This is a genomic window from Pseudomonas sp. FP1742, assembly GCF_030687145.1.
Taxonomy (GTDB): Bacteria; Pseudomonadota; Gammaproteobacteria; order Pseudomonadales; family Pseudomonadaceae; genus Aquipseudomonas; species Aquipseudomonas frederiksbergensis_D.
The window spans coordinates 6,045,943-6,066,336 of record NZ_CP117460.1 but is presented as its reverse complement, the minus strand read 5'-3'; the positions used below and the strand labels follow the sequence as shown (position 1 = coordinate 6,066,336).

17 protein-coding genes are annotated in these 20,394 nt (G+C 59.8%); 6 read left to right on the top strand and 11 right to left on the bottom strand.

What is annotated here, in order from left to right:
* Positions 1–165: 165 nt before the first annotated feature.
* The 3 genes from PSH64_RS27590 to PSH64_RS27580 all read left to right on the top strand — a co-directional run bounded on the left by PSH64_RS27590 (position 166) and on the right by PSH64_RS27580 (position 5,308).
* Positions 166–1,455, top strand: coding sequence for a GGDEF domain-containing protein (locus tag PSH64_RS27590; protein WP_018928822.1), 1,290 nt, complete (start codon positions 166–168; stop codon positions 1,453–1,455).
* Positions 1,456–1,545: 90 nt separating this feature from the next.
* On the top strand, positions 1,546–3,342 hold the full coding sequence (locus PSH64_RS27585; RefSeq protein WP_305479236.1) for an acyl-CoA dehydrogenase C-terminal domain-containing protein: 1,797 nt from the start codon (positions 1,546–1,548) through the stop codon (positions 3,340–3,342).
* Positions 3,343–3,529: 187 nt separating this feature from the next.
* Entirely contained in the window at positions 3,530–5,308 is a 1,779-nt protein-coding gene (locus tag PSH64_RS27580) for an acyl-CoA dehydrogenase C-terminal domain-containing protein (RefSeq protein WP_305479235.1), read from the top strand.
* 225 nt (positions 5,309–5,533) lie between these two features.
* On the opposite strand, the gene PSH64_RS27575 is transcribed toward PSH64_RS27580, so the two are convergent.
* Positions 5,534–6,454 carry a LysR family transcriptional regulator gene (locus tag PSH64_RS27575; RefSeq protein ID WP_305479234.1) on the bottom strand — a complete coding sequence of 307 codons (921 nt, stop codon included), beginning with the start codon at positions 6,452–6,454 and terminating at the stop codon, positions 5,534–5,536.
* A gap of 169 nt (positions 6,455–6,623) precedes the next feature.
* Here PSH64_RS27575 and PSH64_RS27570 point away from each other — a divergent pair, with 169 nt between their 5' ends.
* Together PSH64_RS27570 and PSH64_RS27565 are read left to right on the top strand one after the other, a co-directional pair.
* Positions 6,624–7,907: an aspartate aminotransferase family protein gene (locus PSH64_RS27570; protein WP_105340939.1), complete on the top strand. Its 1,284-nt coding sequence runs from the start codon at positions 6,624–6,626 to the stop codon at positions 7,905–7,907.
* 187 nt (positions 7,908–8,094) lie between these two features.
* Positions 8,095–8,253: a YqaE/Pmp3 family membrane protein gene (locus PSH64_RS27565; protein WP_007904205.1), complete on the top strand. Its 159-nt coding sequence runs from the start codon at positions 8,095–8,097 to the stop codon at positions 8,251–8,253.
* Positions 8,254–8,407: 154 nt separating this feature from the next.
* Here the strand turns inward: PSH64_RS27565 and PSH64_RS27560 are convergent, their stop codons facing one another.
* From PSH64_RS27560 to PSH64_RS27515, 10 genes are all read right to left on the bottom strand, one after another.
* A complete protein-coding gene (locus PSH64_RS27560; RefSeq protein ID WP_305479233.1) occupies positions 8,408–10,240 on the bottom strand; it encodes a S9 family peptidase in 1,833 nt (610 codons plus the stop codon).
* Complete coding sequence (gene pqqE, locus PSH64_RS27555) at positions 10,206–11,348, bottom strand: pyrroloquinoline quinone biosynthesis protein PqqE (protein WP_305481214.1); 1,143 nt, start codon at positions 11,346–11,348, stop codon at positions 10,206–10,208. Before pqqE ends, PSH64_RS27560 begins: the two co-directional genes overlap by 35 nt.
* 4 nt (positions 11,349–11,352) lie before the next feature.
* A complete protein-coding gene (gene pqqD / locus PSH64_RS27550) occupies positions 11,353–11,628 on the bottom strand; it encodes a pyrroloquinoline quinone biosynthesis peptide chaperone PqqD (protein WP_305479232.1) in 276 nt (91 codons plus the stop codon).
* Positions 11,625–12,377 carry a pyrroloquinoline-quinone synthase PqqC gene (gene pqqC / locus PSH64_RS27545; protein ID WP_007936521.1) on the bottom strand — a complete coding sequence of 251 codons (753 nt, stop codon included), beginning with the start codon at positions 12,375–12,377 and terminating at the stop codon, positions 11,625–11,627. The genes pqqD and pqqC overlap by 4 nt, the downstream gene beginning before the upstream one ends.
* A gap of 129 nt (positions 12,378–12,506) precedes the next feature.
* The gene (pqqB, locus tag PSH64_RS27540; RefSeq protein ID WP_305479231.1) at positions 12,507–13,418 is read right to left on the bottom strand and encodes a pyrroloquinoline quinone biosynthesis protein PqqB; all 912 of its coding nucleotides are present in this window, start codon (positions 13,416–13,418) and stop codon (positions 12,507–12,509) included.
* Between the two features lie 84 nt (positions 13,419–13,502).
* Complete coding sequence (gene pqqA / locus PSH64_RS27535; RefSeq protein ID WP_009045898.1) at positions 13,503–13,577, bottom strand: pyrroloquinoline quinone precursor peptide PqqA; 75 nt, start codon at positions 13,575–13,577, stop codon at positions 13,503–13,505.
* 156 nt (positions 13,578–13,733) lie between these two features.
* A complete protein-coding gene (gene pqqF / locus PSH64_RS27530; protein WP_305479230.1) occupies positions 13,734–16,172 on the bottom strand; it encodes a pyrroloquinoline quinone biosynthesis protein PqqF in 2,439 nt (812 codons plus the stop codon).
* A 107-nt stretch (positions 16,173–16,279) separates the two neighbouring features.
* A complete protein-coding gene (locus PSH64_RS27525; RefSeq protein WP_305479229.1) occupies positions 16,280–17,074 on the bottom strand; it encodes a carbon-nitrogen hydrolase family protein in 795 nt (264 codons plus the stop codon).
* Positions 17,075–17,086: 12 nt separating this feature from the next.
* The gene (locus PSH64_RS27520) at positions 17,087–18,769 is read right to left on the bottom strand and encodes an NAD(P)/FAD-dependent oxidoreductase (protein ID WP_305410321.1); all 1,683 of its coding nucleotides are present in this window, start codon (positions 18,767–18,769) and stop codon (positions 17,087–17,089) included.
* 199 nt (positions 18,770–18,968) lie between these two features.
* The gene (locus PSH64_RS27515) at positions 18,969–19,430 is read right to left on the bottom strand and encodes an Lrp/AsnC family transcriptional regulator (RefSeq protein ID WP_007936532.1); all 462 of its coding nucleotides are present in this window, start codon (positions 19,428–19,430) and stop codon (positions 18,969–18,971) included.
* Positions 19,431–19,567: 137 nt separating this feature from the next.
* Here PSH64_RS27515 and PSH64_RS27510 point away from each other — a divergent pair, with 137 nt between their 5' ends.
* The gene (locus PSH64_RS27510) at positions 19,568–20,212 is read left to right on the top strand and encodes a peptidase M41 (RefSeq protein WP_305479228.1); all 645 of its coding nucleotides are present in this window, start codon (positions 19,568–19,570) and stop codon (positions 20,210–20,212) included.
* Positions 20,213–20,394: the final 182 nt, after the last annotated feature.

Genomic DNA, 20,394 nt, shown 5'->3' with positions numbered 1-20,394 from the left:
GACGCAAACGATCACGTCTTTAAATATTCCTGACTAAAACGCTAAGAAGAACGACTTTGCTGCCGTTAAAGAGGCTGCGATGTGACACGTGTCACATTGCACGTGCTTAGCTGCGCCAAATGCAGGCACAATGCCATCTTTGTTTGCCGGGTCGGAGCTTTACCCTTGCCGCGTTCTTCCGCTGTACGTTTCAGCCATTTTTTGCCATCGCTGCTGTTGTTGCTCGCGGGGCTTGCGGCTGCCTACGTCAAGGATCTCAACGTCTTCTTCACTTCGCTGTTCAACGTGCTGCCCACTCTGGTGCTGTTGCTCGGCGGTGCGTATTGCGCGGTTTACCGACGTCAGCGTGAACTGTTTCTGATGGTCACGGTGTACATCGCCTACTTCCTGCTCGACACCCAGACTGACTATTACCGCGACAACGGCAAGGTTCGTGAAGACGCCGCGGTGGTGTTCCATCTGTGCTGTCTGTTGTTGCCGTTGCTGTTTGGCTTGTTCGCTGCCTGGCAAGAGCGTACGCACCTGTTCCAGGACATGGTGGCGCGCTTCGCGGTGTTGCTGGCGTTCGGCAGCGTGGCGCTGGGGCTGGAACAAAGTTACCCACAGGCGCTGCTGATGTGGCTGTCGGAGATCCGCTGGCCAGCCCTGCATGGCGCCTGGATGAGCCTGATCCAGTTGTCCTACCCGGTATTCATCGCCTCGTTCCTGTTGTTGGCCTGGCAATACTGGCGCAACCCAAGACCCTTGCACGCGGCGCAATTGGTGGGGCTGTTGGGATTGTTCTGGATGTTGCCGAAAACCTTCATCCTGCCCTTCACCCTGAACATCATGTGCAGCCAGGTGATGTTGATGATTGCCGCCGCGGTTGCCCATGAGGCCTATCAGATGGCCTTCCGCGACGAACTCACCGGCCTGCCGGGTCGCCGCGCATTGAACGAACGCATGCAACGGTTGGGGCGCAATTACGTGCTGGCCATGAGCGACGTCGATCACTTCAAGAAATTCAACGACACCCACGGCCACGATGTCGGCGACCAGGTGCTGCGATTGGTCGCCAGCAAACTGTCGAAAATCAGCGGTGGCGGTAGGGCATATCGCTACGGCGGTGAGGAATTTGCCCTGGTGTTTGCAGGCAAGACTCTCGAAGAGTGCATGCCGCACCTGGAAGTCATCCGCGAATCCATCGCCACCTACAACATCCAGCTGCGCAATCAGGACAGCCGTCCCCAGGACGACCAGCAAGGTCGCCAGCGCCGCGCGGGTTCAGGTGCCTCAAGTGTTTCGGTCACGGTCAGCATCGGCGTTGCCGAACGACTGGAACAGCGCACCCCCGAAGAAGTGCTCAAATCCGCTGACCAGGCGCTCTACAGCGCCAAGGGCGCGGGGCGAAACTGTGTGATGGCCTTCGGTCAGAACCGCCGTGGCGCAGTGCGCATGGACGCTGCTGCGGGTTGAGTGATGATGGCGCATTCAGCGTCTGGACTGTGATTGTGAGGCGTGGTGCACGGCAGTAGGTTTGAGCCATCTGCTGCCGGAGAAATGACCATGCCCGAGTACAAAGCTCCCCTGCGCGACATGCGCTTTCTGATCGATCACGTGTTCGATTTTCACCGCAACTACGCCGCGCTGGGGGCCACCGATGCCAGCCCGGACATGGTCAATGCGATCCTCGAAGAAGGCGCGAAATTCTGTGAGAACGTTCTCGCACCGCTGAACCGCAGCGGCGACGAAGAAGGCTGCCATTTCGACAACGGCGTGGTCACAACGCCTACAGGCTTCAAGCAAGCATTCGCACAGTACGTGGAAGGCGGCTGGCATGGTCTGGCGGCGGACCCGGCTTACGGCGGCCAGGGCCTGCCAAGTTCCTTGGGGCTGGTCATCAGCGAAATGGTCGGTTCCAGCAACACCTCCTGGGGCATGTACCCCGGCCTGACCCACGGTGCGATGTCGGCCATCCACGCCCATGGCACTGAAGAACAGAAACACACCTACTTGAGCAAGCTCACCGCTGGCCAATGGACCGGCACCATGTGCCTGACCGAAGCCCATTGCGGCACCGACCTGGGCATCATCAAGACCCGCGCGGTACCACAGGCCGACGGCAGTTACGCGATCTCCGGCAGCAAGATATTCATCTCCGCCGGCGAACACGACATGAGTGAAAACATCATTCACCTGGTGCTGGCGAAACTGCCGGATGCTCCTGCAGGAACCAAAGGTATTTCGCTGTTTATCGTGCCCAAATTCCTACCCAATGCCGAGGGCGAGGCAGGCGAGCGCAATGGCGTTTCCTGTGGCTCGATCGAACACAAAATGGGCATCAAGGCCTCCGCCACCTGCGTGCTGAATTTCGACGATGCCAAGGGCTTCTTGATCGGTGAGCCGAACAAGGGCCTGAACTGCATGTTCACCATGATGAACCACGCGCGGCTCGGCACCGGCATGCAAGGTTTGTGTCTGGGGGAGGCGAGCTTCCAGGGTGCGGTCAAATACGCCAACGACCGTCTGCAAATGCGCTCGCTGACCGGACCCAAAGCGCCGGAAAAACCCGCCGACCCGATCATCGTGCATCCCGATGTGCGCAGGATGTTGCTGACCATGAAGGCCTTCAACGAAGGCAACCGGGCGCTGACGTACTTCACCGCACAGTTGCTGGACGCTGCGCACCTGAGCCCGGATGAAACGACACGGCAGGACGCCGAAGATTTGCTGGCGTTCCTCACACCGATCTGCAAAGCCTTCATGACCGACACTGGGCTGGAGGTGACCAACCTTGGCATGCAGGTGTTTGGCGGCCACGGTTTCATTCGTGAATGGGGCATGGAGCAATTGGTTCGAGACTGCCGGATCGCGCCGATCTATGAAGGCACCAACGGCATTCAGGCGCTGGATCTGCTTGGGCGCAAAGTCCTTGGCAGCCAGGGAAAACTGCTGCGTGGTTTCACCAAAATCGTCCATAAGTTCTGTGCGGCAAACGCTGATCATCCGCAACTCGGCAGCTATGTGGCGCAACTCAACGATCTGAATCAGCAGTGGGGCGAATTGACCACCAGGATCGGCATGGCGGCGATGAAAAATCCGGATGAAGTGGGTGCCGCCTCGGTGGATTACCTGATGTACAGCGGCTACATCATCCTCGGCTACCTGTGGCTACGCATGGCGCTGGTGGCTCAGGCGCAGTTGGATGCAGGCACTGGGGATGCCGATTACTGCCAGGGCAAACTGGCGACCAGCGAGTTTTACTTCAAGCGTTTACTGCCGCGTACGGCTGCTCATCGGGCGGCCATCGAGGCGGGTAGCGATTGTCTGATGAAGCTGCCGGCGGAGTTGTTTGCGCTTTAATCATTCAAATCAGCCACAAAGAAGCCCGCCTCGCTGCGGGCTTCTTTGTGAGGAACAAGCTGATGACTAAAAATAACAAAATGGTCACGGGTTGACCCTATGTGTCGTAAAAGTTGTTGAGGTACACTCGGACACAACGAAATCACTATTCCTACGAACCACCTGTTTAGATCTTGCGAGGTTTGCCATGGCTGACTACAAAGCGCCCCTGCGCGATATGCGCTTCGTCCTCAATGAAGTTTTCGAGGTCGCCAAACTCTGGGCCGAACTGCCTGCGCTGGCTGAGACCGTCGATGCAGAAACTGTCGAAGCCATTCTGGAAGAAGCGGGCAAGGTCACCAGCAAAAGCATCGCGCCCCTGAGCCGTGCAGCTGACGAGGAAGGTTGCCATTGGACCGACGGCGCCGTCACCACCCCGGCTGGTTTCCCACAGGCTTATCAGACTTACGCTGAAGGCGGTTGGGTCGGTGTCGGTGGCGATCCGACCTACGGCGGCATGGGCATGCCCAAGGCGGTTTCGGCGCAAGTTGAAGAAATGGTCAACTCCGCGAGCCTGTCGTTCGGTCTGTACCCGATGCTGACCGCCGGCGCCTGCCTGTCGATCAACGCCCACGCCAGCGAAGAGCTCAAAGCCACGTACCTGCCGAACATGTACGCCGGTGTCTGGGCCGGCTCCATGTGCCTGACCGAGCCGCACGCCGGTACTGACCTGGGGATTATCCGCACCAAGGCCGAACCTCAGGCCGACGGTTCCTACAAAGTCAGTGGCACCAAAATTTTCATCACCGGCGGCGAGCACGACCTGACAGAGAACATCATCCACCTGGTATTGGCCAAACTGCCCGACGCGCCGGCAGGGCCGAAAGGCATTTCGCTGTTCCTGGTGCCGAAATTCATGGTCAATGCCGATGGCAGCCTTGGAGCGCGTAACCCGGCGACCTGTGGTTCGATCGAACACAAGATGGGCATCCAGGCGTCCGCGACCTGCGTGATGAACTTCGACGAAGCTGTGGGTTACCTGGTCGGCGAGCCGAACAAAGGCCTGGCGGCGATGTTCACCATGATGAACTACGAGCGCCTGGGAGTCGGCATCCAGGGCCTGGCCTCGGGTGAGCGTTCTTACCAGAACGCTATCGAATACGCTCGCGACCGTCTGCAGAGCCGTTCACCGACCGGCGCGCAGAACAAGGACAAAGTGGCAGACCCGATTATCGTCCACCCGGACGTGCGGCGTATGCTGCTGACCATGAAAGCCTCGAACGAAGGCGGCCGTGCATTTTCCACTTACGTGGCGATGCAGCTGGACACCGCCAAGTTCAGTGAAGACGCCACCACCCGCAAACGTGCGGAAGACCTGGTGGCCTTACTGACCCCAGTGGCCAAAGCATTCCTGACCGACCTGGGGCTGGAAACCACGGTTCATGGCCAGCAGATTTTTGGCGGCCACGGCTACATCCGTGAGTGGGGCCAGGAGCAACTGGTTCGTGACGTGCGTATCACGCAGATCTACGAAGGCACCAACGGTATTCAGGCGCTGGACCTTGTAGGACGCAAGATTGTCGGCAGCGGCGGGGCGTTCTACAAACTGTTCGCCGACGAAATTCGTCATTTCACCGCCACGGCCAGTGCAGATTTGGCGGAGTTCACCAAGCCGCTGAACGATGCGGTGGACACCCTCGATGAACTGACCGCCTGGTTGCTGGATCGTGCAAAAGGCAACCCGAACGAAATCGGCGCTGCCTCGGTCGAGTATCTGCAAGCCTTCGGTTACACGGCCTATGCCTACATGTGGGCGCTGATGGCCAAGGCAGCCTTCGGCAAAGAAGCGCAGGACGATTTCTATGCGAGCAAACTCGGTACGGCGCGGTTCTATTTCGCCCGTCTGCTGCCGCGTATTCACTCGCTGAGCGCGTCGGTAAAGGCGGGGAGTGAGTCGCTGTTCCTGTTGGACGCAGGACAATTCTGACCCTGTAACGTCATGTAAGCATTCTCTTACATAACGTGCTGCTGTTTTCCCATATGCGCAAATTGGATCCAGAGCTAATCTACTTCTCAAGGACGTCGCGCAGGAAGCGCAAAGCAACAACACGGACACGTAGGATTCTGCCAGGACGGCGGAGTGAAATGGATGTCAGGGAAACAGTCTGCAAAGCCCCGCTTCGGCGGGGTTTTCTTTTGCCTGAAGAAAAGTTCAGCTCAACCCATCCAGGGCCGTCGGGCTACGCATGTGTTCATCCATCACCTCTTCCAGCAATGTCCGCAACAACGCCAGCGAAGCCTGTTGCCGCTGCACATCCCGACACACCAACCCGACTTTCAGCGGCACCCGTGGCTCGCTCAGTGGCTTCCACAACAGCGCCTGGTCGCCATGGGTCTTTTGCGAGCGTCCGGGTAGAACGGTCGCCAGTCGCGTGTGCGGCAGGCTGTCGAGAATCCCCGCCATGTTGTTCAGCTCGGCCTGTACCTGCGGGCGGCGCCCCAGATTGGCCAATTGTGCCTGCCAGATCTGCCGCACCTGGAATTCTTCACCCAGCAGCAACATGGGCAACTCGGCGGCCTGGCTCATGGAGACTTTCTTGAATTCGCGCAACGGATGGTCCGCCGGGATGACAAGGGTCAGCTCATCTTCGTACAACGGCACACCGTGCAAACCCGGCTGACGGGGCGGCAGGTAACTGATGCCGATGTCCAGTGAACCATTGAGTAGCCGCCGTTCTATTTCCAGGCCGGTCAGTTCATAGATCTGCACCACCAGATGCGGCTGTGCCTTGCGCAGGCGTTCGAGCATTTGCGGCACCAGGCTGGAGTGGACGGTCTGCAGCACGCCGATGGCCAAGGTTCGCAGCGCCTTGCCCTTGAAATTGCCCAAGGCTTCGCGCGCTCGTTGCAGGCCATCGAGCAAGGGCAGGGCATGGTTGTACAGCGTGTGCGCCGCCAGGGTGGGCAACAGGCGCTTGCTGCTGCGTTCGAACAGGCTCACATCGAGGTTTTGTTCGAGTTGGCGGATCTGTTGGGACAACGCTGGCTGAGAGATTGAAAGTCGCTCGGCGGCGCGACCGACGTGGCCTTCTTCGTAGACCGCGACGAAATAACGCAGTTGTTTAAAATCCATAAGTAATACTTATCGAAAATGCTGGGAAATCGAAATGGCTCAGCGCCTTGCCAGCGCCTAGTCTAACCGCATTCACAAGGCTTACAGGGCCAGAAAGAACGATGAATACCGTTTACGAAGATGGTGTTTACATAGGCAAGGCAAAAAACCTCGGACGAGGTTCTATCCGATGAATCTGTTCAATCTGCGACGCAAGCCACCGAGCCTTGATGACCTGGCGATGGACACTTCCCTGCCGGCCAGAAGCGACAACTTTTCCAGCGAGTGCCTGATGCCCAGTGTCGAACGACCGAAACAGATTTTCGTGCGTGGCCAAGGCTCCTGGTTGTGGGACAGCGATGACCGCGCTTACTTGGATTTCTCACAGGGTGGCGGCGCCAATAGCCTCGGACATAGCCCCTCGGCACTGGTCAAAGCGATTTCGGAACAGGCTCAGTCGCTGATCAATCCGGGTTTCGGACTGCACAACCGCGGCATGCTCAACCTCGCCGACCGGCTCTGCGCCAGTACCGGCAGTGACCAGGCGTACCTGCTCAACAGTGGCAGCGAAGCCTGTGAAGCGGCGATCAAGCTGGCGCGCAAATGGGGCCAGCAACATCGTGGCGGCGCTTCGCGGATCATTGTGGCCAGCAAAGGCTGTCATGGTCGTAGCCTCGGGACGATTTCTGCGTCGGACAGTTCGAATCTGATCAACCGATTCGAGCCACAGTTGCCGGGCTTCAGCCATGTCCCGTTCAATGACCTGCCCGCCTTGCATGCGGCCGTGGATGCCCAGACGGTCGCGATCATGCTCGAACCGATCCAGAGCGAGGCCGGGGTGATTCCTGCTACCGAGCACTACCTCAAGGGCGTCGAGCGCTTGTGTCGTGAGCTTGGCATTCTGCTGATATTTGACGAAGTGCAAACCGGCGTCGGGCGCTGCGGCACATTGCTTGCCGAACAGTCCTACGGCGTGCGGGCGGATATCGTGGTGCTCGGCAAAGGGCTCGGTGGTGGCGTGCCATTGGCGGCACTGTTGGCGCGAGGCAAGGCCTGTTGTTTCGAAGTCGGCGAAATGAGCGGCACTCATCATGGCAATGCGTTGATGAGTGCCGCCGGGCTTGTCGTGCTCGACAGCGTGCAGGACAAGGGCTTTCTCGATCATATGCGGGAAACCGCCCGGCATCTGGGCGAAGGCCTGAGTCGTCTGGCCCATCGCTATGGTCACGGTGAATTGCGCGGGCAAGGGCTGCTCTGGGGGCTCGATCTGTCCGACGATTCGGCCGACGCCGTAGTCAAGGCTGCGTTGTACGAAGGTTTGCTGCTCAATGCGCCGCAACCCGATTGCCTGCGCTTTACCCCGGCCCTCACCGTCAGCAAGGCCAATATCGACGAAATGCTCCTGCGCCTGGCCCGCGCCTTCTCCCGCGTACGCACCGCGCAACTGCAGTGTCGCAAAGGTATTGCTGTCTGACCGGACCCGCCCTACACGAATTTCCGAACCGTCTCGCGGTATAACGCAGCGCCCCACGTTGGATTTTTTCGCGTGGGGCGTTTTTTTCTTTTCGAGGCGCTTGCGAACCACAACTGAACCCTGATGAACGGCACAGGTCGACTATTTGTATGGCTCGCACGAGCCCACTTCAATCAGGAGCCGCCCCATGGACTTTATTCGCATCATCATCGCCATTCTGTTGCCGCCACTGGGTGTGTTTCTGCAAGTCGGTTTCGCTGGGGCGTTCTGGCTGAATATTCTGCTGACGTTGTGCGGTTACATTCCAGGGATCGTGCATGCGGTGTATATCATCGCCAAGCGCTGAGTTTCGCGGTGCTGGTTGGATCGCCTTCGCGAGCAAGCCGGCTCCCACACTGGAGCTTCTGCGAACCGATTATTTGTGAACACCAGAGATCAAAGTGTGGGAGCGGGCTTGCTCGCGAATGGGGCGGCACAAATATTTGTATTGGGCGCAGACGTCAGACCGCCAACTCCATCACCCGCCGATAAAACAACCACTCCTGTTCCAGCGCATGGGCCTGATTGCCGGCCTTGCGAAAACCATGGCGTTCGTCGGCGTAGTAATGGGCTTCGACCAGAATGCCGTTGTCCTGTAATGCCTTGACCATGTCGCGGGTCTGTTGCGGCACCACCACGGCGTCCAGTTCCCCCTGAAAGAAGATCATCGGAACACTGATGTTGTGCGCGTGCAGCAGTGGCGTGCGCGCGGCGTAGCGTTCGGCGTCCTGCACCGGGTCGCCGATCAACCAGTCCAGATAATCGCCTTCGAACTTGTGGGTGACGCGACCCAGAGCGACAGGATCACTGACGCCATACAGGCTGGCGCCCGCACGAAATACCTTGTGAAAGGCCAGTGCGCACAATGCGGTGTAGCCACCGGCGCTGCCGCCGCGGATGAATGCGTTGTTGCCGTCGATCAGCCCGCGTTCGGCCAGATAGCCGACCACCGCGCAGGCATCTTCCACATCCACCTCGCCCCAGCTCAAATGCAACGCCTGGCGATAAGCGCGGCCGTAGCCGCTGCTGCCTCGGTAATTGAGGTCGGCCACGGCGAAGCCCCGTTGTGCCCAATACTGGATTCGCGGGTCGAACATCGGGTAGCAGGCCGACGTCGGCCCGCCGTGAATGAACACCACCAAGGGTGGTTTCGAGTCGCCGGTCATCGCCGGGTAGAAGAAGCCGTGGGCCTCGCCCGAACCGCTCGGATAACGCAGGGTTTGCGGGCGGCTGATCTGATCGGCGGGCAGGGGTACCACACCACCGGCGAGGGTCTTTACCTGCCGGGTTGTGCGGTCAATGGCAATCACCGCCGCCGAACTGACCGGTGAAGCGGCAATGCAGTAAATGAACTGCTCATCCTGTGCGAGATGGCGGAAGCGACTGTAGTCGCCCGTGAAATCCTCACGGGAGCCATCGCCATGACACAGCCCCAGTCGCCCAAACCCCTCTTCGGTCCAACTCGCCAGATAAGTGTCTTCGCTTAGCGGTAACCAGGTGCAACCACCCAATTGCCAGGGCGCCGGTCCATGGTCGGCAGCAGCGCTCGGGAGTGGGCTCAGACCTTCTGTCGACTCCACCCACGGCTGCCAGAAACCGCCGCGATCAGTCAGGCAATACAGACGATTGCTGGCATCGAATCTCGGTTGTTGCAGTGACTCCTGAGGACCGTCGCCGGCCACACAACGCGGCTGCGCAAAGGTGTGATCGCGCTGTCGCTCGGCAACCATCAGGCGAGTCGCGGTCCAGGGCTGATCCGGGCGATTCCACTCGATCCAGGCCAGTCGCCGGCCGTCGGGGCTCAGGGCCGGTGCCGCGTAGAAATCGGCACCCTCGGCCAGCAGATGACGTTGGCCGTCAGCCAGATCGATCGCCACCAGGCGATGCCGATCGCGGTGCTCTTCAACCGCCAGCACCTGCCCGTTGGCAAATTGTAGATCGCCGTAACGGCATTCACTTGCAGTCAGTACCTCAGGCGTCCCATCGGTCAGTGATTGCCGATACAGCTGCTGATCGGCCTCGTTGACGAACACCAGCCCGTCATCGGTCAGACAAAACGACCCGCCGCCATATTCGTACACCCGGCTGCGCACACTGAAGGTGGGCGGTGTCAGGCAATGAGCCTGACCGTCGCGCCACTGCCAGATCCGGCAGGCGGCATCCTCCGGGCGGTACTCGTTCCAGAACAGGCCATGTGGCCCGACCTGCAACTCGGCGAAGTCGATGCCGGCCGCGACGGCTCTGGCGGCGCTCAAGGGTTCAGCTTTTGGCGATGAGGCGTGAGTTTCGTTCATTGCGAAAGGCCAGTTGTTCGATGGTCTGGGTCGCGTGCTCGGCTTCTTCGCGAGCCTTGAGGATCACGCCGTGATGTTGCGACTTGCTGCACACCGGGTCGGCATTGCTCGCGTCACCCGTGAGCATGAACGCCTGGCAACGGCAGCCGCCGAAGTCCTTTTCTTTCTCGTCGCAGGACCGGCACGGCTCGGGCATCCACTCGTAACCGCGAAAGCGGTTGAAGCCGAACGAGTCGTACCAGATGTGCTGCATGCTGTGGTCGCGCACGTTGGGAAACTGCACCGGCAGCTGTCGGGCGCCGTGACAGGGCAGGGCGGTTCCGTCTGGTGTGACCGTCAGAAAAATACTGCCCCAGCCGTTCATGCAGGCTTTCGGACGTTCTTCGTAATAGTCCGGCGTCACGAAAATCAGCTTGCACGGATGCCCTTCGGCTTCCAGTTTGGCGCGGTATTCGTTGGTGATGCGTTCGGCGCGAACCAGTTGCTCTTTGGTCGGCAACAGGCCGACCCGATTGAGCTGCGCCCAGCCGTAGAACTGGCACGTCGCGAGTTCGACGAAGTCTGCCTCAAGGGCAATGCACAGCTCGATGATCCGGTCGATCTTGTCGATGTTGTGCCGATGGGTGACGAAGTTCAGCACCATCGGATAGCCGTGTGCCTTCACCGCACGGGCCATTTCGAGTTTTTGCGCGAAGGCTTTTTTCGAGCCGGCCAGCAGGTTGTTCACCTGCTCGTCGCTGGCCTGGAAGCTGATCTGGATATGGTCCAGGCCGGCCTTCTTGAAGTCACTGATTTTCTGTTCGGTGAGGCCGATGCCGGAGGTGATCAGGTTGGTGTAGAAACCCAGCTTGCGCGCTTCAAGGATCAACTCGGTGAGGTCCTGGCGCACCAGCGGTTCACCACCGGAAAAGCCCAACTGCGCCGCGCCCATTTCCCGGGCTTCGCGAAAGACCTTGATCCACTGCTCAGTGGTCAATTCCTGGCCTTGCTTGGCGAAATCCAGCGGATTGGAGCAGTACGGGCATTGCAACGGGCAGCGATAGGTCAGCTCGGCCAGCAGCCAAAGGGGCAGGCCGATTTCGGGCTTGGGCGGTAACTTGTCTGACACGAAATCAGGCAAGTTCGATCCAGTGCTGAGCACGGGCGACCTCCATGAATTGCTCGATGTCGTCACCGAGCTCGGGCACGTCGGGGAACTGCGTGCCCAGTTCGGCAATGATCGCCGCAACATCCCGCTGGCCATCGATCAAGCCGCCGATCATCGCCGCGCTATCGTTGAGTTTGATCATGCCTTCGGGGTAGAGCAACACATGGCCTTTTTGCGCCGGTTCGTACTGGAAACGGTAGCCGGGGCGCCATGTCGGGGTTTTGCTGCGATCGAAACTCATAAGGTGATTCCTTTATGCCAGACCCGCTGTTCGGTCACGCTGTGGTAGGGCGGGCGGTTCAGTTCGTAGGCCATGCTCATGGCATCGAGCATGCTCCAAAGAATGTCCAGTTTGAACTGGAGAATTTCCAGCATGCGCTCCTGGCCTTCCCGCGTAGTGTAATGCTGCAGCGTGATCGCCAGACCGTGTTCCACATCCCGGCGCGCCTGGCCCAGGCGTGTGCGGAAATATTCGTAGCCGGCCGGGTCGATCCACGGGTAATGCTGCGGCCAACTGTCGAGGCGCGATTGGTGGATCTGCGGCGCGAACAGCTCGGTCAGCGAACTGCTGGCGGCTTCCTGCCAACGGGCCCGGCGGGCGAAGTTGACGTAGGCATCCACGGCGAAACGCACGCCGGGCAGCACCAGCTCCTGGGAGCGCAACTGATCCGGGTCGAGACCGACCGCTTGCCCAAGACGCAACCAGGCTTCGATACCGCCGTCTTCGCCGGGGGCGCCGTCATGGTCCAGCAGGCGCTGAATCCACTCACGACGAATCTCGCGGTCCGGGCAGTTGGCCAGGATGGCAGCGTCCTTGAGCGGGATGTTCACCTGATAGTAAAAGCGGTTGGCGACCCAGCCCTGGATCTGCTCGCGGGTCGCCCGGCCTTCATACATCGCCACGTGATACGGGTGATAGATGTGGTAGTAGGCGCCCTTGGCGCGCAGGGCCGCTTCGAATTCGGCGGGGGACATTGGGGTATCAGTCATTGCGGTTCTCCGGGGGAACAACCGGTGGATTCTTTGGTGTCTGGTCGGGCGCCTTCGCGGGCAGGCCTGCTCCCACAGAGATAGCGCTATCCCTGTGGGAGCGTGGCTTGCCCGCGAAGAGGCCATCCGCTACAGCACAATACTCATGCCGTCATAGGCCACTTCAACTTCACGACGGGCCAGCTCCGCACGCTCTGGCGAATCCTCATCGAGAATCGGGTTGGTGTTGTTGATGTGGATAAGCACTTTGCGCTGCTTGGGCAGTTGTTCCAGCACTTCGAGCATGCCGCCGGGGCCGTTCTGCGCCAAGTGGCCCATTTCCCGCCCCGTGCGCGTGCCGACACCACGGCGCTGCATTTCGTCGTCATCCCACATCGTACCGTCCACCAGCAGGCAATCGCTGCTGGCCATGATTTTCAGCAGCGGTGCATCGACCTTGCCCAGGCCCGGTGCGTAGAACAGTTTGCCGCCGGTGCCCAGGTCTTCGACGATCAGGCCGATGTTGTCGCCCGGATGCGGGTCAAAGCGGTGCGGCGAGTACGGAGGGGCGGCGCTGCGCAGGGGCAGCGGGGTGAAGCGCAGGTTCGGGCAGGCCGGCACGGTGAAGCTCTGATCGAGTTCGATACGGTTCCAGTTCAACCCGCCATTCCAGTGGGTCAACATGGTGAACAACGGGAACCCGGTACTCAGGTCTTCATGGACCATGTCAGTGCACCAGACCTGATGCGGGCAGCCTTCGCGCAAACTGAGCAGGCCGGTGGTGTGGTCGATCTGGCTGTCCATCAGGATGATTGCGCTGATGCCGGTATCACGCAGCGCGCGTCCCGGCTGCATCGGCGCGAAACTCTGGAGCTGGGCGCGGATGTCCGGCGAAGCATTGCACAGCACCCAGTTCACACCGTCATCGGAAATTGCAATGGACGACTGGGTACGCGCCTCGGCCCGCAGGCTGCCGTCGCGAAAACCTGCGCAGTTCGCGCAGTTGCAGTTCCACTGGGGGAAACCGCCGCCGGCGGCGGAACCTAGAATCTGGACAAACATGGCCGCTCCATCATGGAAAACTGAAAATAAAAACGCCCCGGCAAGCCGAGGCGTAGCACTGCATTCTCTACCAAACGGCAGAGCTTAGCGGCTTGCGAAGTACATGGTGACTTCGAAGCCGATACGCAGGTCGGTGTAAGCAGGTTTGGACCAGGACATAGAAGCGCTCCTTCAGGTGGATGGGACAGTTGAGACCTACACATATAGTCCACCTCCAGCCGGAGATGTTCAGATAGTTAGGTGGCTATGTTACTCAAAATTACAGAGTGATTGGCTGCGAATCTTTGAGAAAGCTAATTGCAGCGCCGGTAATGATCATTTTGCCACTTGCCAACGCGTAGTCGGGCAAGGTCCGCTGGCCAGACAGCGCCAGCCACCTTCGGCCCGATTCAGTCGTTGCGCTGCCGCCAGCAAGGCTTCACGTTCGATCATTAGAATCGACTGAGGCAAGCGTTTCAGGTAATCCGACGAGTGGCCGGCCAGTTTGCCTTGCCAGAGCAGTTCGGCGGCCTGGGCGTTGGGCAGGGCGGTGCTGTCGAATTGATCGGCCAAGTCCTGGCGCTGAGTGATGAAAGCGGTTTCGTCGATGCTTTCGATCATCCCTTCCAGTTCGCTGAGGAACAGTTCGATGTGCTGCAGCAGGTCCAGAGGCGCGACGCTCGGCGATTGCACGCCAAACAGCAACCCCGTCTGCCCGTTTATCTGGCGCAGCCCGCTGAACACGGCGTAACCCAGTTGCAGTTCCACCCGCAGGCGCTGGTAGAACGGTGTCTGGCACAGGTGTGCGAGTAAACGCCAGGCGGCTTCATCGGCGATCTCATGGGTGGCCGTCGGACAAAAGAGTAACAGCGCGTGTTCGCTGGAACCGGTATCGACGGCGTTCCAGAGATGCTGTGAGGCGATCGATAAAGGCGGCGTCGATTGATGGTCTGGCGTTCCCGGCACACGACTCAAGACCAGCCCCATCGCTGCTTGCGTTTGGGCCGACAGACCAGTCGCCAGGCCATCCCAACGTGCGCTCGACCAGAGTTGCTGCAAGTCTTCTGAGGTCGCGGCGTGTTGAAGACATAAATCGGGCAGCGCCTTGAGCAACTGTCGAATCGGCATCAACGGGGGGGCCGTCGGTGCTTCTTGCGAGAAACGGGCATCAGGTTGTGTCAGCGCTTTCAGCACATGCTCGAGGACTGTTGGCATCGGCTCCTGGAGGCCCGTCAGTTTCAGCAGCCATTCATTGCCCGATGCACTGAAGGAAACGTCGACACCCGCCTGACGTGCATCTTCGCGCAACGGCCCCAGGCTGTTTTCCAGATTCGTCTGAAGACGGCTGTGAGGTGCGGATTCCAGGCGCCAGCGCAGATACACCGCACCTTCATCCGTGTTATCCGGCAATGCCTGACTGAACTGCATCGGCGATCGCTCGCGGCGACTGCGCGAGCGATCCTGGGCAAAGGTCCGCAGGCCGCGATGAGCGCTGGTCTGGCCGCGAATCAACCCGGCATTCGCGGCTGGAGCCTCGGTACGCAAAAACGGATTGGGCGTTGGCAGTTGCCACTGGCCGGTGAAGTTATCCACAGCGCCGATTTGTTTCAGGATTGCCTTGAGTGCGACAACGCCCTGTTCGGATAACCCCGGTTCAAGTTGCTCGCTGTCCCGTTGGGCCAGTTGCAAGGCGCTGCTGACTTGCTGTTGGCGCTGCTGCAGGGTTGCGTACTCTTCGCGCAATTGAGCCCAATCCTGACGGGAGGCAAAAAAGCCCAGCCAATCCAGAAGCCGTTCGCGGATTGCGCTGCCCGGTTGCGTGGCGTTCGCCCGCAGCGTGAATTCGATGTGCAGCAAGGCTTGCCCGGCGTAGCGGTAGAGCGGCGCGGCTTTCAGGTTGTCCGCCAGCCCAGAGTTTTGCAGCTGTGCCAACAGGCCGCCGGGTTTTGCGGCATTCAACCAATGACACAGGAACGCCAGTGCTTCGGGCGATGAGTCGGGCAGCGCTTCGAGGGTGATCAGCAGATCCAGCCGACGTTCTCCAGCCTGTTGATAACTATTGGCCGAAGAATCCATCAACAGGGTGGGCTTTGTCTGAGGGACTTTCTCCCCGGTGGTAATGGCCGCGGCAAACTTCTGCGCCATCCCTTTCAATTCGTCGAGACTCTGCGGGCCGGCCAGGCTCAGCGTCATCTGGCCGGTCTGATAAAACCGCTGATAGAAGCCCTGTAAGGCTTGCTGAAACTCGGGCTGCGGAATCGGCAGGCTGTAACGGTTGCCAGCATGAAACGCCCGCAACGGGTGAGCCGCCGAGAGCCCATCGAACAGCGCGAATTGCTGTTGGGCTGTGGCATCCCGCGACCAGGCGACAAATTCGGCGTGCAGCACTTCCCGTTCCCGCCGCTGATCGTCCGGATTCATACGCGGATGGGCGAGCATGTCCGACAGACGCTCCAGTCCAGCGCTGAACGCCTGGGGTGGCAGTTCGAAAAAGAAGTCTGTTGTCCGTTCGCTGGTGCGCGCATTCACCTGCCCGCCATGACCTTGTACGTAGGCCATCAGCCCTTGTTGGGCGGGAAAGCGCTCTGTACCCAGGAACAGCAAATGCTCAAGAAAGTGCGCCAGCCCCGGCCAAGCCAATGGCACGTCGTGACTGCCGGCAGCGACCCGCAACGCCGCGGCGCAGCGTTTCAAACCGGGAGCATGGCGCAGCGTCACCCGCAGGCCGGTGGCCAGGGTTTCAGTGTGAAGGTGGGGGTGATTCAGCGCAGGCATGAGCACTTCCAGAACAGAGAAGCGCTAATGCTAGCGGATTAGGGGGCGTTCTCAATGAGTTTCCACACCGCGCCGGGGAAACTGATTGAGAACGCCCCCTTCGTGGATCAGCGCTTGTTCAGATCACCGTACAGCTCGGGACGGCGATCGAGGAAGTAGCGATTGGCGGCGCGGGAATCGATCATCAGCTGGCGATCCAGCTCACCGACAATCAGCGCTTCATCAAGGCCGGCCTGGGCGATACGGCTGCCATCCGGCGCGGCGATGCTGCTCTGGCCGCAATACTGGATCTCGCCTTCGTGCCCGCAGTAGTTGGCATAAGCCACATAACACTGGTTTTCGAAGGCCCGGGCGCGGACGGTGACGTCGGCGATGAAATCGTAGGGAATCATGTTCGCCGTCGGCACCAGGATCAGCTCGGCGCCGGCCAACGCCAGACGCCGGGCGTTTTCCGGGAACTCCAGGTCGTAGCAGATCAAGAAGCCAAGCTTCCAGCCATTGAGTTCAACCAACGGAAACTCATCCGGCCCGGGGCTGAACATCGAATGATCGAGGTCGCCAAACAAGTGAGTCTTGCGGTAGTTGCACAGCCGCTCGCCATTGGCGTCGATCAACTGCACGGCGTTGTAGATCTGCCCGTCCTCGGTACGCTCCGGGTAGCCATACAAAATGGCGATCCCCGCCGTCTTGGCGATGCGCGCGATTTGCTGCGCCGACTCACCGTTGTGCACCTCCGCCAGCACGCTGACCGCATCAATGCCGATGTTGTAGCCGGTCAGGAACATCTCCGGCAGCACCAGCAAATCCGCGCCCTTGGCCTCCAGCGCCAATTGATGCAGGCGTTGCAGGTTGCCTGCGACATCCAGGGGCAGCGGTGGACATTGGTAAAGGGCTACGCGCATTTCGGATTCCTCTTACTCGGGCAGGGCGATCGGACCGATCTCGTTGAACACATCTCCTGGACCCGGGTTTTCGGCGTGAGTTTCACCGCCGAAGTGTTTCATGATGCCCCACACCGCGTTGAGCGAGGTCTGCACCGCGCCTTCAACCCACGCCGGTGTCCATGAAACGTCATCGCCGGCGATGAAAATCCCGCGCTGCTCGGGCGGCATGTCGTCCTGCATGAAGTGCGCGTACATGCGCTGGTTGTAGCGGTAGTGACCGGGCAGGGCACCTTTGAAAGCCCCGAGGAAATGCGGGTCGGCTTCCCACGACACGGTGATCGGATCGCCGATGATGCGCGCGGCGATGTCGACTTTCGGGTAGATCTTCTTCAGCGCATCCAGAGCCAGTTTCACGCGTTTTTCCACGGGGTGTGGAAGCATTTTCAGGGCGTCGCTCATCCACGAGTACGACAGGCAAATCACCCCAGGCTTGTCGTCGCCGTTATCGAACAAATAGGTGCCGCGGGTCAGGCGATCGGTGAGGGTCATGCTCATCAGGTCGCGGCCGGTTTCCGGGTCTTTGTCCTTCCAGAACGGGCGGTCGACCATCACGAAAGTCTTCGACGACTGCATGTAGCGGGTACGGTCCAGGGCCATCCACATTTTTTGCGAGAACAGGCTCTCGTCGCATTCGATCTGGGTGGTCAGCAGCCAGCTCTGGCAAGTGGTCAGTACTGCTGCGTACTCGCGGGTGTCGCCCCAGTTATCGGTGACCGCAAAACGGCCGTCTGCCGCGTGGGCGATTTTCTTCACGCCAGTACGTGGCGCGCCGTTGTGCAGCGAGCTGAGGCTGGTGCCTTCCGGCCAGTGTACGCAACGCTCCGGCACATGGCGCCAGATGCCCTGGGGCACTTGTTCCACGCCGCCGACCACCAGGTGCTGGTGATCGTCGCAGTTGGTCATTACCACGCGGAAGATTTCCAGCATCGAGTTGGGGAAGTCCGAGTCCCAGCCGCCGGTGCCGAAACCGACCTGGCCGAACACTTCGCGGTGATGGAATGAGAGCTTGGCGAAGGCTTTGGAGGTGGCGACGAAGTCGTAGAACGTGCGGTCGTCCCACAGCGGCACCAAGGTGTTCCACAATTCCTTGAGGCGCGGCACGTCGCGATCGCGGATCGCTTGCTGGATCTCGCCGAAGCGCGAACCGTCTTCCAGGGCATCGGCCCAAGCGTCAGCCACTTCCTGGAACAGAGCAGGAAGATCCGCCAGTTTCTGTGCGTAATGGGTTTTGCCTTCCAGATCGATCACCGTGCTGCCAGACGCGGGGGTCAGCGGGTTCGGGAAGGGCTTGGTCTCGAGGCCGAGCTTGTCGACGTAGTGGTAAAACGCAGTGGACGACACCGGGAAGCGCATGCCGCCGAGCTCGGCGATGATGCCTTCGGCACCGTTGAACGCCTGGGAGCGCAGACGACCGCCCATTTTCGAGGCTTCGTAGACGACGGGTTTCAGGCCCAGTTTCATCAGTTCATAGGCGGCCACCAGACCGGCGATGCCAGCCCCGACAATCGCCACTTCGGCGCCGTGATTGTGCGCTGGAATACTCCCCAGGCCGGCCGGGTGTTCGATCCAGTCGTCAAAGGCGAAAGGAAAGTCCGGGCCGAAAATAGTGACTGGTTTTTTACCGTCTGCAGGATGGCGATTGTTCTTGTTCATGGCTGACCTTGCTGGCGACCCGACGCAGGATGCGCGTCTGAGTATAGGAAAAGATGGTCGCCATTCTAGAGAGCGTAGAACACGTTAATAAGACGCAATGTGTCGTCGTTTTGCTAAATGTTTGTGCAATACGACGATCTGCTGCTGCACACTGTTCAATGTGGGGGCTAGCCGACAACACGTGACCCCAGGGTAAAACTCAAACCGGCTGCCCCCGATCAATCTTGCTGCTCAAGATGATCGAAGTCGTAGTCTTCTCCACCCCATCCACACTGCCGATCTGATCCAGCAACTGATCCAGCTGCTCCGGCGAATCGGTGCGCAACCACGCCACATAATCAAACTCGCCACTCACCGCGCACAGCTGCTGCACCTGAGCCATGGCGCTGAGCCGCCGCAGCACCTCCTTGCCGGAGCGCGGTTGCACGGTGATCCCGACGTAGGCCTGCAACCCTCCATCGATCACGCGCTGACCCAGGCGCACACCGTAACCGGTGATCACCTTGGCCTTTTCCAGCCGCGCCAGGCGCGACGTGACGGTGGTGCGGGCGATCCCCAACTGCCGGGCGAGCATGGCCACGCTTTCGCGGGCATTGATCTGCAGGGCGGCGATCAATTGGCGGTCGATTTCGTCGAGAACGGGCGGGCGAGTGTCAGGCAAAGGGTATCTCCAGCGGTACAGAGCAATGGGCAGGCATATTACAGGCAGTCCATGCCCTCGACGGGTTAATTGGATGGACACAAATTGTCACTCGTAGTCGAATGCGCAACCAGGGGCTGTGAAGCGAGGGGATCGAAATGAAGAGCATGCCGGCGGCTCTGCGCGACTATGCACTGCAGATTGCCAATCACGAAATGGGGCATTACGTCGTGGCCCGAGCCCTGGGTTTTGAAACGGGTGATGTGACCCTGAAAGTGACCATGGGCCTGACGCACCATGGCGGGGCCTCCATTACCTTGACGCGGTCGATTACGTCGATCGAAGCCATGAAGGAACATTTGGAAGCCCGGATGATGGTCCTCTGCGCCGGCGCCATGGCGCAGACATTGCCTCCAAAACATTCGCCCGAGAAACGCGTCGATAAGTCGAAAGCGGCAGCCATTCTGAAAGGAGAGTTTGGAGCGGAACAGGATCACGCAAAAATAAGGGAGTTGCGGTATTTGCTTCGAAATATCGCCTATCCCGATACGGATCCAGCGTTGTCTGATCGCATCATTGCTGAGCTGACAGACATTAATGATCGCTTGTGGTTGCGCACCCAAGAAATCGTAGAGGAATTGGCCGAGACGATTACTGGATTGGCAGGGCTTCTGGTAGAGCGCATGGTCATTGTGGAGCAGTGGGGGCGGCCGGCGGATACGTATGAGGTTGTGTTGACGGGGGAAGTGCTTGAGCGGTTGCAGCCGGTGCAGGCGATCCCTTCATTGGGCGTTTGGACGTAAGCTGATTGGCAGCGACGTCCGGAGAGTATCCCGTCAAAAAAAAGCCCAACAAGGCGGCAAAGTGCCCAAATGCGCCCATTACGCAATTCTCGGAGTTTGCCTACAACCTTGGCGGACGTCATCCGATAACCCACCGTCCGCGCAAAATATAACCTAGACGACAGACAGGAAAAATGACGCAC